Here is a 13,212-nt window from a genome sequence, read left to right as displayed (position 1 = left end):
GTCAGGGATTATAGAAGCTTGCTCAGACATTTTATTCTGGTGTTCTGTGCCTATACATTTATTTTATGGCACACCTTAACGGGAGGATTGAGACGAAGGTGGGCGAATAAACCTTTAAACACTTTTGGCGACGCTTTAGAAGCGTTTCGTACAGCGATGTCGAGTCGTTTTATGGCTTGGTTGAATGAGAATAGGGACGTATTTATCGCCTATAAAGCGAGTTTGGGCTTTATTTGGGGTTGATATTTGTTTAAGTCCCGCTAAACGTTCCCGCCGCCGTTGTCAGAATTCCAGAAATAGTTTTTTCAGCTTCCTTGGCACTCAAAAACTGGTTGAAACTGGTAGCTACCCACTCATCAATTTTACGAGATTGTACGGCATAATCAATCCGCTTTACCAAATTTGGCAATCGCATAACTGCATAGAGCATTGCCATGTCTGGATACTTAGACCCCTTGACCAATTGAAGCAGTGCCTTAGCCAATAAGTCCCCAGCTTTAGAGAAAAACTCATCACTTTTTCCCTGACCGGAGCTAGCATTTCGATTAATAACCTGACCGATTTCCCCAGCCATTACGGAATCTTGAGGGGATTTCATAAAGTCAAGAGGATTAATAACACCCGAATAAGGTTCCCCCGGCGCAAATACCGATACTTTATAACCATAGCGAGCCGCTAGCGGTGCGTGAAGTTTGAGTTGCTCTCCTTTTTTATCGTAGATCATAATTGGAAAACCTTGTACCATCGCACTTTCAATCGCCCTATCTATTGTGGAAAAAGTTTTTCCAGACCCAGGCGCTCCAATTACTAAAATTGACCGTTCTGCATGAGGAAGCCAGACAGTCGGAGCAGATCCCAAAAGTGTTTGGAAAGTAGAGACAAGACTTCTAAGTTTTTTCACGTTCCACCAATAGCGAGGACTGCCACACCAAAGGGTAACTTTATTGTGTTTACGTTCCTTAATTTGTTTGAGTGACAGCCGAGTAGCTGCCACCTTTTCCGAAGTTCCACAAAGCTTACCTGTGGTAATCTTGCCTTTCCCACTTCCCATAAACCGAGAGAGTAAAAGGAGGAAAATAAACATTCCTATCGTTAAATAACCTTCAGGGTTATTGTATTGCTGTAGGAGTCCACCTAAGTTAATTGAAAATATCGGTGCTGGTTGCTCTGTTCAGCTCTGAGTTTGAGCGAGAACGGGGATAGAGTTAGCTTTAGCTAACAAAAAGTTTGTTTCAAAACTCATAATTTACCTGTTGCTGTTCTGTAAAATACATCCCATTAATTACAGTTCGGGAAACGGGAGATAGTTTGTAGCGACAAATCGACATTGATAGACAAGTCAGTTTAACCAACAACTGTTATTGGCTTGTTCTGCCTTAGGGACGATGAATTACAGCTAACAGGTCAGCCTTTCGGTTAATCAACTACTAAGGATATCACTTTATCGGCTGGAATTACAAAACTAGGAGCGGGTGATATCTCAATGACTCTAGAGCGTACAGAATGGATATACATGAATGCAGTTCCCACAGACTCTTCAGGAGGATATCTACCCGGTTTCAAGTACCATTATATTAAAGCCAGACTGTCTAAAAAAGGTGAGTTACTCTCAGACGTAACCTACAACTGCAAAATCCTGTCTTACCCCCACTGTCCCCTAACACCAGATGCCATTGATAAATACGATTTATAAAGGTTTAAAATCCAAGAATGGTCACAGCTTAATTTACCTTTTTATCGCGTTTATCATTAAATCTACATTCGTTGTATGTTGGCTCGAAGTCACCAAATTAGTCAATTATTTTGTCGATATAAATCCTATATATTTTTCTGAGTAGCCCAATATTCCATAGCAATTTGGTAGGATTTTAGGGGTTTGGCTCGTTGTGTAATCACATCCCAATCTAGCTGTTTTGGAGGATGGAGAAAGTTTTTATAAGCCATTGCCATTTGCTGAGCTGCTTCAGCGTAAGGCATTTTACCTGTTGTTGTTCCCAGTCCTGGGCAAGCCACAATATTAATCTTCTGGTTAGTAGTCCAATTATGATGATGTACTGCCAAAAGCATTGCCCACATCGCCGAATAGACATGGTCGGTATGGGCAATAGGCATGGGAACTCGCATGGTCGGAGTGTGAGCAATAAAAGGATGATGTGGGTGTCCAGTTTTTACAATCATAGAGGTTCCAACTGGTTGTTCTCCAAGGTAATTTCGTAAAATAGCTGTTTGTACATTTTTCATAATCGGTTGCCCAAAAAAATTTACAATCGCTAAGTCTACTCCTCCATCCATCATGCCGAAAGAATTGGCAGCACTGACCATACAATCAAATTTCGGTAGCCTTTCAAAGTATCCTTGAACAATTTCAACATTGGGCAAATTTTGAAATTGTTCTTCCCATGCTTTGCATAAGGCTTGTTTAGGATCTACTAAAATCAGTTTCATCTGTGAAGGACTTAGCGTTTAACCCAGAACTGCATCCGGCATTTTAAGCCAATCCACCGTTTTTAAGGTCTGGAACTGATATCATGTCTACATTCATCTGGCAAGGTTGTTCGAGCTAGACTGTGGTTAAACTCTCTCGTCCATCCCTGACAGATTGCCGCGACTTATGGCTACGTTCAGCGCTGTTACTCCAAAACGGTTTACGCTCTTAGATTATCACCGTCTCATTGAACTGGGGTTTCTCACGGAAAATGACCGAGTGGAGTTAATTCGTGGAGAACTGATGCAAATGGTAGCCAAAGGAACCCCTCACACTGTTTGCAATACCTCCTTGGTTTACGAAATGACGATGATGTTGCAACGGCGGGCGATTGTTCGAGGACAGGAACCGATTACGTTGCCTCCCAATAGCGAACCCGAACCCGACTTGGTGATTGCACGTAATCGTAGCGATCGCTACTTATCAGGTCATCCTCGTCCCGGTGATATTTTATTAGTCGTTGAGGTGGCAGATTCTACACTGAAGTATGACCAAGAGGTGAAGTTACCCCTCTACGCTGAGTCGGGAATTTCTGATTATTGGATATTTAATTTGTTAGCCAGTTGTTTGGAAGTTTACACTCAGCCTTATCAAGATTTACAAGGTAACTTTGGCTATGCCAACAAGCAGATTTTTCTGCCAAATGCTAGGGTAACTCTGCCGAGTTTCTCTGATTTATCTCTCAATTTATCCAGCGTGTTTCCCAGCGAGAATTGATGTATGTAACCCCCCGAATCCGTTGAAGTCGCTACTGTATTCCCATCGCTTTGTGCGATCGCACTCTTGGCTACCCCCAGTGCTACTCTCTCTTGACTTCAGCCAGTCTGTTAGCTGTTGCCGACTTCCTTGTAAACCCTGATAATCCTGGGAGCGTAGATTATACCACATTCTACCCCCGTAAGGATTAGAATAAGGGGCATCGGGGAACAGAAATTGGTATTCCGGCAGATTGAACATGGGGGCAAAGGGGGCTAACTGCTGGGAGTTGCCAGTAAAGCCATGCAAGCACACCACTAATCCGGTTGGGGCTTGACCCTTTGTGGGTGGAACTGAAATAAATTGTAAGGACAAAGACTTATCTCCTTTCACCAGCATTTATTGGAGCTTTGTCAGCAGTGAAACTTCTGCAAGCTACCTAGAAATAGCAGCGTTACCGCCTGAAAGCGGCACTGCCTCAATCCTCATTGTGTTGGGGAGCGATCGCATTGCCATCACCAACAGGACGTACTTCTAGCAGACATCTCGCTCGTGTAGGGTGGTTAGGAAGGAAGATATGATTGGTGTCATCCACTAGGAACGGGAGCAAGTGGCAGGTGAAAGTAGAATCCATCTCCATTCAGAACTTCAAGAAATTTGAAAGTTTGGCGGTTTCCTTTAAAAACAAAACTCTTGATGAAGTCAGCGATCGCTTCCTAGTACTAGGGGACAATGGTACTGGCAAGACAACCTTGTTACAAGCGATCGCTCTACCGCTAGCACTGGCAACTGGGCGGATTCGGAGCATTGTTGACTTTGATTGGATTGGGTTTTTGCCAGGGCGCTACTGGCGATGGGGAACACCACGGATCGAGTTGGAGGTATCTTTTGAACAAGAAGAACTGGAAGCCACTCGCGAGATTGCCAGAAAATGGTACGATGCCCAGCCATTAGAGTTTCGCTCAGAGCGAGAATTTGTCACACCGGGAAACAGTCGTGTAGTCAAAGTCATTCTGAATGGAGATTTCTGGAAGGCTGGCAATACGCCTGAAGAGCGTGCTCAATTTCGAGGGCGCTACTATTCATTGAGCCGAAAGATGGTCAACTTTACCTCGTTTAGATGCACTCAACTCTCCACCACCCAATCTACCTGATGGGCTTCAGTAAGGTCTGGAACCTCTAAACGATCGCGCATTCGCCCAATCACCGCTTCCGGCACATTAGCAGCGCGAGAATAATTGCGCCGCAGCAACTCTTCCCAAGAAACTTCCAGGTAGACAATGCGAATCCGTGCGTGGTAAGCAGAAAATAGATTAATTAACGATGAACGCAGTTGCCGAGAGAGATTAGTCGCATTCCAAACAAACGATTTTTCGGCTCTCATGTAGTCTTTAGCGATCGCCCTGGCTCGTTCCCCGACAGCACCTTGGTCATCTTTGGGAGAGATGTTCATCGCTTGTCGCAGTTCATCCAGGGAGATTACTGTCCAATCTGGAAGGTACTCCCGAATCCAAGAGTCTTTGCCAGCACCCGGTAACCCCGACATCAGGACAACCTCGAATCGAGTGTCATCAAAGGCAGCATAGTTTGGATCGCGATTGTCTTTTTGGAAATAGACAAATCGACTATGATCTGAGGGGAACGGTCGGGCGGTTGAGCCAATGGCTATCCGATTGCAGCACGGTGGTTGAAAAGCTAGCACGGACGTATTTGTAACGAGCAGTTACAACCGCTTCCTCTTCAACCTTGATATACAACCCTTCCATCAGGGGACTGGGGTCAGTTTGTTTGAGACTTCGCTCCACATCTAATCCCCGTTCCTCACAAGCTTGCCGGAAGCGTTCTAGGTGTTCACTGAGCTTTGCCGAAGGGTGTCCTGACTGGATGAAATTAGAGTTACCCAGCAATCCCGTTAGCTGTTTGTAGGACTTTAGTACACCGGAAAACAAGACGGGTACGGAAACCAGTGGTAATCCTGCGAGTAACTCCTTGCGACGTTGGGTACTGAGAAACTGCTGCTGTTCAACGTCTAGCACATCAAATTCAAAGAAATAATGAGGTAAGGAGTCGTAAAAGACGGTGTGTTTGGCATAGAGCCATTCGCCATAGAGTATGTAGCGATCGCCCAGCACTTCCCAGAACGTTCCTGCATGGCTGTACGCCCATTGTTTGAACAAGTTAAAGTGCTTTTCTCGCTCTCCTCCGGTTAAATAATGTCCCCGGCTCTGCAACAGCACTTGCCCATCAGGACTAAAACTTATGGCAGCATTGGCTCCATCCACTTTTTCTTCGACTGCCACATATTGAGACGCAATGGAGCTGAAAGGCACGCTATCCAAATCTTCATCCCCCGGTTGGAGCCGTGAACCTTCTATATGAGGGGTGCGAGGGTATTTGTACATTAAACAACAGAAGTTGAAATTGTTATTTATTGGATATGTTATTCAACAAATCCAGGATGAACTTTTCTACAACTGGAGAAAATGAGTTTAACTATCCCGTGGGAAGAAATGCGAGTGCTGACATAGTAACTTGGGATGATATGCTTCAACGCTTTCCAAAAATATATTCCTCAAAGAGAAATGTTATCCCATCAACTTCAACTGCTCGAAGGTCATTGATGTCATCTTTGAAGAAACAGAAATATTAAACGTGAACTCTTTAGGAATCGTTAAATTATCGGCATAAGCAAAGACAGATAGCACAATCTCTTGGCTAATTCTGCTACCAATATAGAAAGTTTCTGAGCAGACACGTCTCGCAGGTTGTAGATCTCCAAAGTCGGCTTTAATAATCAGCGTTTCAGAGGTATTCTCAATTCTGACATCACCAGGATCTCTATGAATGGATCGAATCCCTCTCAAAAAGGCAAGCTTTGCAAACCTATCTCTACTAGGTCGTGATGGCAAATTAGATTTCTCCAAGGCGGTGATTTCGGACTGGTTTGAAGCTGTCATCTCAATGCGCACATTTTTGGCAGCAACCTTACCAGTATTTTCAACAACTAATCGCACAGGTTGGCAAAGCCTACGAGTATATTCGTAATCGGCTAACTCGCGATAAAAATCACGGTTCGTCTGATCGTAGATGTCAGATTGCCAGATCTCACGTCTTGGGCTGGGCAAATCGGGAATTGAGAACTTTGATGGCATTTTGCAATACTCAGACTCCCAAGCAAGTGAAGATCCTATAGGTTTCTCAGTCTCTACATGACAGAACTGAATAAAGAGTAAGGCATCTTCTTGAGACGATCCGAGTCTCATTGTTGCAATCTCGTCAGGTAATGCTGGCTTTGTCGGATCAGTAGAGCTTCCCCTGCGAACATAAACTTCATTCTTCTTGAGCTTGCCGTAGTCACGCTTCAGATAGATAGGTCGTATTTGTTCTTCAATGCATATAATGCCGATCTGTTTGCCCTCAGCGCTGAATGCTTCATAGTGAAACCTTACTGGCTGATTAGTTAGGTTGTTGACAAACTGTTGGAGTGCATGATCATGCAAGTGGTCATTCGGAGAAATGCCAATAATCTTTCCACGACCACCTTGAACATCTTCTACTCCAATGAGGATGTATGCAGTGGCTCTACGCCAAGCATTGGCAAAGCCTAGGATATCCTTAAGCAACTCCGATTTTTCTATTTCGGTTGCCTTTGAAAACAGATACTGCTCCTTCTTGAAGTCAAGCGTGTTTCCTTCTTCTTCGTATAAAAGCTTTTCAAATCGATCTTTGTTCATAACTTACGCCTAGTCGCTGCCAAATTGAGATGCGATCGAGAAATCAACCTTCAACAAGTCACCTCTGCATCACTGCCATTGGGCTTCATCGGTGCAGCGAAGTTGTTAGACACCTGCACTTCAACCAAGATCAATCCAAGCATTTGTACCAAAGAGGAGTTCACGAATTTCATTAGATATTTCAAGAGAATAAAGGTTGTCAATTTGATCCCAAACCACTACGGAGTCAAGAAAGTATTCACCTTTCTCCTTTGCATGGCGCTGAAACATCATAAAGGGAAATCGAAACTCGGCGCTGCGACCTGGCTCAATAGGTTCGCCTATTTTTGGATTGGCTAGCGGATCAATTTGGTTGGATGGAATGGGGGACTTCATAAAGTAACTAACTTCACCCTGCTGGTAAATCTTGAATTTGATACTTGAAAGATAGGAAGTTGCTTCTCCAACATTCATCACAGTTAAGCAAAGAATTGGTCTATCTGGAGAGTACTCAGCTCCATCAGATTCCCACCGAGAGATCTGCTTGTATGTACATCCTGGAGCTAACTTCAAAGCTAGATTGAATCTCGCTGGGGAAAATATTGTTGGGAAATAAAGAGTTCTTAGTTGCCGTTCTTGCGTAACCCATGCTTCTAGCTCGTCTAAACCAATCACTTGATAGTTCTGAATGTTTGGATTTTCTTCACGACACAACTCTGTAAAGGATGATCTAAATCCAGAGTTGATTTCGACATTCGTCACCAGTATGTATGCGTCAGGATTCCGCTTTGCGATCTCCGAACCAAGTACTTCGCTCTTTCGAGTTCTTGTGGAGCGGTACATGGAAAGAAGCTGTGTTCGAGCGTTTGCCTCTCCGACTCTTGCAACTACCTTATGCTTAAACTGAAAAACGGCTTTCATGGTGGGTTGCAATAGAGTTTCTTGCAAGACTGCTGGTGATTCTAGTACAAGTTCGCCTAGAGTTGGACAATCTTCAGCGTCAACGCCTCCATCAGGGCCGGGACTGGTTAGTAAGAATCCTTTATAGCGAGCACCAAGGAGCAGTCCACAGAGCTGAACAAACCTTTCAGGACCTAAATTGTCAAAGGCGTAAACAAACGCAGGAGTGGCCATTGGTGTTTTCAGGTGTGTCTAACTATCATAACAACCTCCTAATTACTGCTCTGCAAGCAGCTTGTAAATCTCACGTTTTACCTGAACCATATGAATCAGTAGGTAACGTGAAACCCAACATGACTCATGGGGCGATCGCGCTCTTGTTTGAGGTGGAGAAGCAGTGATGAGTGCCGGGTTTCATCCTTCAATCCGAACTACAAGATCGGGCGATCGCATTAAGTTGAAGGATACAATCCCAGCAATTTTGCTGGCGTGGCTGAGGGAAAGCTGACGGTAATTTGAATGGGCGAGTTAATCGACATCCATACCTTCCCAAAGTTGGGAGACGGGCTTCAAGTTGCCTTCTTTGGCTTGTTGTAAGGAGATTCGCAAATGGGCAAAGATGAGTTCCTTGGGGTCATCGTCAGGGTCGCTTGGGGGGGTGAGGATACTTCGATCGACGAGGATTTGATAGAAATCGTCTACATCCATCGTAATGACTTGAGCCGCTTGCTCGATGAGCAGGATGTTTTGCTGGAAGAGAGCAATCGCAACTTCTCGGCGCAGGTCTGATTCTGTGAGGGATAGATTGTCAGGGAGGTCGATGGTAATTTGCATGGTTTTGAGTTCACTGAGTTTAATAATTGTTATTTCCCATCTTCGCTGACACCCCCTTTGAAAAGCGATCGCGCTTCGGCAAGAGTGGGTAGTAAGAACAGCCCTACAGAAGAGTGAAGCTTAACGGTGAAATTGTGCGGCGGCAGATAACCTCGAACTCTCACCGATAATCTCTGTACCGTCCGCACCAACGCAATGTTAGGTGGCAATCACTACTCTTGTCTATCGTAGAGGGAGAAATCTTACTTGTCCTTCCCACTCACCCTCAAGACTGCACTCCGCAATCAAGATAATTTCCTCTATCGCTAACCCTACTGGGACACGACGGTTCACCTCAAACAACCCAGGCATTGACAATCCAGCTTGGATACGTTGATAGGCAAAAGTTGTCATGGTAGCAACATCATGAGTCAGGACAATTCGTCCCTCTTGGGCTGCCCATGCTAAAACGGTTGGGTCATTTGCTCCCGACAAATTGACATCTTGAACACGAACAATATCAACATCTGGACTTTGACGAAGAACACCTCGCACAATTTGGTTGTTAAAATTTTCATCAGCCAGGAATCGAGCCATTTCAGATCACCTGGATTGATTTCGCCTAGCAACTAAGCGATCACGTATTCCAGTGGGACTAAAACGTTGCTCAGCCTCTTGTTGAATCACATTTGCTTGACGTTGACGTTCTGCAAGATAGGCATGAACCTCATCTTGATGTCTAAGGTAGTAACCAATAACCAGGTAGATATCTGATAATTGAAGCGACGGATACTGTTCTCTTATTTCCTCTGGCGTACATCCCTCTAAAAAAGCTGTTACAACAGTGTCTAGGGTGACGCGAGTTTTGGCAACTCTCACAACACCATACTGATCAGTCTCTATAGGCGCAGGCTCAAGAGCAATTGCTAGGGTCATAGACTTTATCAGGTTTTTACTTCATATACTAGCAAACGCCCAAGCAGTCTGGAGCCTTTACAGATTATAGGGTCGCTCAATTACCTTCGGCAACTATATATTAGGCTGAACGATTCTGGCTATCCATCTAGTTCTAGAGGATAGCCAGGATTTTTCCGTATATCATTCCAAATTAAGTCGATAGGTAGAATTGTTCTGTATATTAGGTGTTTTCTCGATGATAGGCTGAATTATTCCATATATCTTCAAATGCGATCGCCTTTCCCTGTAGATTGGGTTGAGCTTGTCACGTCTTCACTTGTGAATCAGTGGGTAACGTGAAACCAAACATGACTCGATTGAGCGATCGCACCAGAGTTTGAGTGGAGAAGCTCTGATGAGTGTCGGGTTTCATACTTCAACCCAACCTACAAGATTGGGCGATCGCACCCGGGTTTGAGTGAAGAACCAGTGATGAGTGTGGGGTTTCATCCTGCAAACTGACCTACAAAATCGGGCGATCGCATTAAGTTGAAGGATACAATGCGATCGCTTGCATTAGATTTCAAACTCTGAATCTAACAGTCACACTTCACTCTCCAAACATTGATGAATATATCAAATATGATATAAATGGTGTATGGACGAAACAGATAAACCGTTAGTGTGGCTGCATGGGGAAGTTAAAACTCCTCCTTTTAGCCAAGAAGCACGCATAGAAACAGGTGTGTTGTTGAGACGGTTGCAGCAGGGCGAAAATTTAGGGTTGCCTCACTCAAGACCAATGCCTAATATTGGGACACACTGCCATGAACTACGGGTTCGAGATTCAGGGAAGAACTGGAGAATTATCTACCGCATTGATGAGGATGCAATTTTAATTCTTGAGGTGTTTAACAAAACAACGAGAACAACACCCGCCAGCGTTATTGATACCTGCCAAAAACGACTGAGCAAGTATGACAAAGATATGGAGGACTAGAGATATGGAAGAAGCTAAGAGGAAAAAATTAGAGAGCAAAGGTTGGAACGTTGGAACTGTCTCAGAATTTCTAGACCTTACTCCAGAGGAAACAAGATTTATTGAGATTAAGCTTGCACTCAGCCGTTATCTGAAAGAACGGCGACAAAAATCAATGACTCAAAGGGAACTAGCAGATAAATTACATTCAAGCCAACCTCGTATTGCTAAAGCTGAGAATGGGGATGCTTCAGTGTCTATTGAATTGCTGATTCGGGCAATGTTGGCGACAGGTGCAACCCCTCAAGAGATCGGGCAAGTTATTGCACAAGTGGTTTAGACTCACTCTTCCACAGATAGGTTTGGTGTACTGCCCAAACCGAAAGTTACAATGCGATTGCTTGCATTAGATTTCAAACTGTGAATCTAGCAGTCAAACTTCGCTCTCCAAGCATTGGTTATACCTGCAATCTCTAGAAGTTCTCATTAAAACCTCCAATGATTAGCTTTTATTTTGATTACAACCAGTTTGAGTGAATTCGTATTGAAAAAACGTTTGGTAAACATCAAATGGAACTGCCAAATATAGGCTGATTTATAACCATTTAAAGAGTTGCTCTCAAGATTGAAGCCAACTTCGCAAGATATTAATTACCACTGGAGTAAAAGGTTCCATCTGACCCTGTTGGGGTTGTGATAGGTCACCGATTAACATCTCTAACAGTTCTTCATCCTCTAAGCCTTCATCGGGGTCTATGCTGTTTGTCCATAATAAGGCATTAGACAATTGCTTGCGTTTTTCGATCAAGGCACGGTTATTTTTTTCATGATCTCCCAAGTTTAAGACTTGAATCGTGACGATTGCCCGCTCGCTCAACCCTTCTACCCGACCACTAATTTTAAAGCGAAGTTCTGTTTCACATTCTGTCATCAGGGGAGTTAGGGGTAGGGGTTGTGATTTATGGGCATCACCACATTGATTAGAGGTATTACAACTGGCGACAATATTTGAAAAGTCAAGCGTGCGTCTAGGATTCAATTTTCGAGCTTCTATATGCTCATTGTGGCAAGCCTCAATATCTTGGATTCCCTGACAGCAATAGGCGCAAAGATAGAATTGTTCTGCTAGGGCATCTTCTCGAATAGTGCGGCGAATATCTTCGGTTAACTGGTTGTAGCGTCCGTGAGGATTTGCTCGTTTCCAGGCTGTTAAGCTGGACGGTTCAGTCCCTTTACTAATGGTTCGCATGACGCAATTCTTGTTTACGGAGCAGTAGTTTAGCTTTGACCAATTCCAGATGATTGGCGGGTAGTTCCTCAGTTAATTTTGCAAGTAGTTGTTGAGCCTCGGTTAGCTTTGAATCTTGTATGGCATCCAGCAGATCGTTCAGTTCAGCATTAATTTTCTCATTACGGATGCTGGTGTCCATGACATCTAATAAGACAGTATTAGCATCTTGTCCATACTGAGAGGGCAATTGTCGCAATTCACCATTGGTTAAGGTGTAAACTAAAACATTTTTACAGTCGCTGATCACCAGAGGTGAATGGGTAGTCAGCACAAACTGACAATTTGGGAAAGTTGCGATTAGGCGATCGCACAGGCTGCGTTGCCAAGAGGGATGTAGGTGCAAATCGACTTCATCAATCAAGACGATACCGTCACCTCCTAGGGGATTCTCTAGGGCAGGGTTCAGCATTGCTAGACGGCGGGCAATATCACCAACCAGAGCCATGAGCGATTTTTCGCTTTGTGAAAGTTGGGCTACATTCAGAGTTTCACCGTTTTTATCAATCGCCATGTAGAGACGGGGTTTACGACGGACTCTCAGGTTGTCCATCTGGGGCATAAATTGGCGAATGGCGGTGCGAACTGCGGTTAATTGCCGATCTCTAGCCGAGGCATTGAATTCGTTTAACCGTTGCCATGCGTCTGGATTAGTTTCCAATAATGGTTTCAGTTGGTTCAGCAAATCTTCAGAAATTCCTGATTCATTTTCAGTATCTTCCCGTTCCCGAAACCACTCAAAAAAGCGGCGAAAGTCAACGCCCTGACTTAGGGAGTTATCGTAACCATCAAGTTGCAAGAAAGTGTGCCTAGTCCTAATTTTTAGTGGAATATCAAGTACGACGCGCTCGACGGGATAAAACGCAATGATGGGCAGGCTAGTTTTGTCATCACGGGTAAGGGCATCACGATAACGATTGGCTAAGCGGGTGCAGTCGTTGAGATGGCTAGTGTACCCGGCTTTACGTCCAATTCTGTTTTTGGCTAAAGTCCACTTGAAGTGATGCTCGAACTCGCTTTGATTAGGATTGTCTGATGCCCCAGAAGAATCACAAATTTCTATTTCAATAGTGGCGGCGTTGGCGGCGTTGAGTATGTCATCTTCGGGGATAGGGTTACCACTACCTTTTTCTGTACGTAAACGAGCAGTAAACCAACTAAGGGATGTTGCTAAGGCTTTCAACACAGAGGTTTTACCAGCCCCGTTATTACCAACAAAGACGGTGATATTGCTGGGATTTTGCTCAGTGGGTGCTAAGGGAATTTCCAGGTTTTCAAATAGCCCAATATTATTTAAGATAACCCGTTGGATTTCCATAGCGGTAACGTTCAAACCTCTGAGGTTTTCGACATTGACATTGGGTCTTGAGACAACAGTGGAATCCAATCTGGTGTCGTAGCAGTAACCTGACTCGCAACTTGGCGCACCCAAGCCAAATTA

Annotated in this window: 18 protein-coding genes and 2 pseudogenes; 6 read left to right on the top strand and 14 right to left on the bottom strand. The window is 44.2% G+C overall.

Annotation, left to right across the window (positions count from 1 at the left end):
- Nucleotides 1–243, top strand: a pseudogene (locus IQ257_RS19590) (IS701 family transposase); the annotation flags it as partial.
- Between the two features lie 7 nt (nucleotides 244–250).
- Here the strand turns inward: IQ257_RS19590 and IQ257_RS19585 are convergent.
- Nucleotides 251–1,084: a type IV secretory system conjugative DNA transfer family protein gene (locus tag IQ257_RS19585; protein WP_228060854.1), complete on the bottom strand. Its 834-nt coding sequence runs from the start codon at nucleotides 1,082–1,084 to the stop codon at nucleotides 251–253.
- Between the two features lie 399 nt (nucleotides 1,085–1,483).
- Here IQ257_RS19585 and IQ257_RS19580 point away from each other — a divergent pair, with 399 nt between their 5' ends.
- Nucleotides 1,484–1,693: a hypothetical protein gene (locus IQ257_RS19580; RefSeq protein ID WP_193876886.1), complete on the top strand. Its 210-nt coding sequence runs from the start codon at nucleotides 1,484–1,486 to the stop codon at nucleotides 1,691–1,693.
- A 125-nt stretch (nucleotides 1,694–1,818) separates the two neighbouring features.
- Here the strand turns inward: IQ257_RS19580 and IQ257_RS19575 are convergent, their stop codons facing one another.
- The gene (locus IQ257_RS19575) at nucleotides 1,819–2,445 is read right to left on the bottom strand and encodes a macro domain-containing protein (protein ID WP_193876884.1); all 627 of its coding nucleotides are present in this window, start codon (nucleotides 2,443–2,445) and stop codon (nucleotides 1,819–1,821) included.
- 166 nt (nucleotides 2,446–2,611) lie between these two features.
- Between IQ257_RS19575 and IQ257_RS19570 the strand changes: the two genes are divergently transcribed.
- Complete coding sequence (locus IQ257_RS19570; RefSeq protein WP_193876882.1) at nucleotides 2,612–3,202, top strand: Uma2 family endonuclease; 591 nt, start codon at nucleotides 2,612–2,614, stop codon at nucleotides 3,200–3,202.
- On the opposite strand, the gene IQ257_RS19565 is transcribed toward IQ257_RS19570, so the two are convergent.
- Both IQ257_RS19565 and IQ257_RS19560 read right to left on the bottom strand, forming a co-directional pair.
- Nucleotides 3,173–3,556, bottom strand: a complete 384-nt coding sequence (locus IQ257_RS19565) for an alpha/beta hydrolase (RefSeq protein ID WP_193876880.1) — start codon at nucleotides 3,554–3,556, stop codon at nucleotides 3,173–3,175. The two genes, IQ257_RS19570 and IQ257_RS19565, sit on opposite strands and share 30 nt — an antisense overlap.
- A 103-nt stretch (nucleotides 3,557–3,659) precedes the next feature.
- Complete coding sequence (locus tag IQ257_RS19560; RefSeq protein WP_193876878.1) at nucleotides 3,660–3,815, bottom strand: hypothetical protein; 156 nt, start codon at nucleotides 3,813–3,815, stop codon at nucleotides 3,660–3,662.
- Between IQ257_RS19560 and IQ257_RS19555 the strand changes: the two are divergent.
- Nucleotides 3,799–4,266 (top strand): annotated as a pseudogene (locus IQ257_RS19555) (AAA family ATPase); the annotation flags it as partial. The gene IQ257_RS19560 and the pseudogene IQ257_RS19555 sit on opposite strands and share 17 nt — an antisense overlap.
- A 41-nt stretch (nucleotides 4,267–4,307) precedes the next feature.
- Here the strand turns inward: IQ257_RS19555 and IQ257_RS19550 are convergent.
- From IQ257_RS19550 to IQ257_RS19515, 8 genes are all read right to left on the bottom strand, one after another.
- The gene (locus IQ257_RS19550) at nucleotides 4,308–4,727 is read right to left on the bottom strand and encodes an ATP-binding protein (protein ID WP_228060852.1); all 420 of its coding nucleotides are present in this window, start codon (nucleotides 4,725–4,727) and stop codon (nucleotides 4,308–4,310) included.
- A 79-nt stretch (nucleotides 4,728–4,806) separates the two neighbouring features.
- A complete protein-coding gene (locus IQ257_RS19545) occupies nucleotides 4,807–5,583 on the bottom strand; it encodes an RNA ligase family protein (protein ID WP_193876874.1) in 777 nt (258 codons plus the stop codon).
- A 183-nt stretch (nucleotides 5,584–5,766) separates the two neighbouring features.
- Nucleotides 5,767–6,915 (bottom strand): helix-turn-helix domain-containing protein, encoded by a 1,149-nt coding sequence (locus tag IQ257_RS19540; RefSeq protein WP_193876872.1) that lies wholly within the window; start codon nucleotides 6,913–6,915, stop codon nucleotides 5,767–5,769.
- Nucleotides 6,916–7,035: 120 nt separating this feature from the next.
- Nucleotides 7,036–7,815, bottom strand: a complete 780-nt coding sequence (locus IQ257_RS19535) for a hypothetical protein (protein ID WP_193876870.1) — start codon at nucleotides 7,813–7,815, stop codon at nucleotides 7,036–7,038.
- Between the two features lie 507 nt (nucleotides 7,816–8,322).
- Entirely contained in the window at nucleotides 8,323–8,628 is a 306-nt protein-coding gene (locus tag IQ257_RS19530; RefSeq protein ID WP_193876868.1) for a UPF0175 family protein, read from the bottom strand.
- Between the two features lie 29 nt (nucleotides 8,629–8,657).
- Entirely contained in the window at nucleotides 8,658–8,837 is a 180-nt protein-coding gene (locus IQ257_RS19525) for a hypothetical protein (RefSeq protein ID WP_193876866.1), read from the bottom strand.
- Between the two features lie 13 nt (nucleotides 8,838–8,850).
- Entirely contained in the window at nucleotides 8,851–9,204 is a 354-nt protein-coding gene (locus IQ257_RS19520; RefSeq protein ID WP_193876864.1) for a DUF5615 family PIN-like protein, read from the bottom strand.
- Nucleotides 9,205–9,210: 6 nt separating this feature from the next.
- The gene (locus tag IQ257_RS19515) at nucleotides 9,211–9,543 is read right to left on the bottom strand and encodes a DUF433 domain-containing protein (protein ID WP_193876862.1); all 333 of its coding nucleotides are present in this window, start codon (nucleotides 9,541–9,543) and stop codon (nucleotides 9,211–9,213) included.
- Nucleotides 9,544–10,162: 619 nt separating this feature from the next.
- Here IQ257_RS19515 and IQ257_RS19510 point away from each other — a divergent pair.
- Complete coding sequence (locus tag IQ257_RS19510) at nucleotides 10,163–10,504, top strand: type II toxin-antitoxin system RelE/ParE family toxin (RefSeq protein ID WP_193876860.1); 342 nt, start codon at nucleotides 10,163–10,165, stop codon at nucleotides 10,502–10,504.
- 4 nt (nucleotides 10,505–10,508) lie between these two features.
- Nucleotides 10,509–10,823 (top strand): helix-turn-helix domain-containing protein, encoded by a 315-nt coding sequence (locus IQ257_RS19505; RefSeq protein ID WP_193876858.1) that lies wholly within the window; start codon nucleotides 10,509–10,511, stop codon nucleotides 10,821–10,823.
- Between the two features lie 279 nt (nucleotides 10,824–11,102).
- Here the strand turns inward: IQ257_RS19505 and IQ257_RS19500 are convergent, their stop codons facing one another.
- Entirely contained in the window at nucleotides 11,103–11,732 is a 630-nt protein-coding gene (locus IQ257_RS19500) for a TIGR02646 family protein (RefSeq protein WP_193876856.1), read from the bottom strand.
- Nucleotides 11,719–13,089 carry an AAA family ATPase gene (locus IQ257_RS19495; protein ID WP_193876854.1) on the bottom strand — a complete coding sequence of 457 codons (1,371 nt, stop codon included), beginning with the start codon at nucleotides 13,087–13,089 and terminating at the stop codon, nucleotides 11,719–11,721. The genes IQ257_RS19500 and IQ257_RS19495 overlap by 14 nt, the downstream gene beginning before the upstream one ends.
- Between the last annotated feature and the right edge of the window lie 123 nt (nucleotides 13,090–13,212).

The sequence above is a fragment of the Coleofasciculus sp. LEGE 07092 genome, assembly GCF_015207375.1.
GTDB lineage: Bacteria > Cyanobacteriota > Cyanobacteriia > Cyanobacteriales > Coleofasciculaceae > LEGE-07092.
Note: the sequence above shows the minus strand (reverse complement) of the source record. Positions and strands in the feature narration are given on the sequence as shown.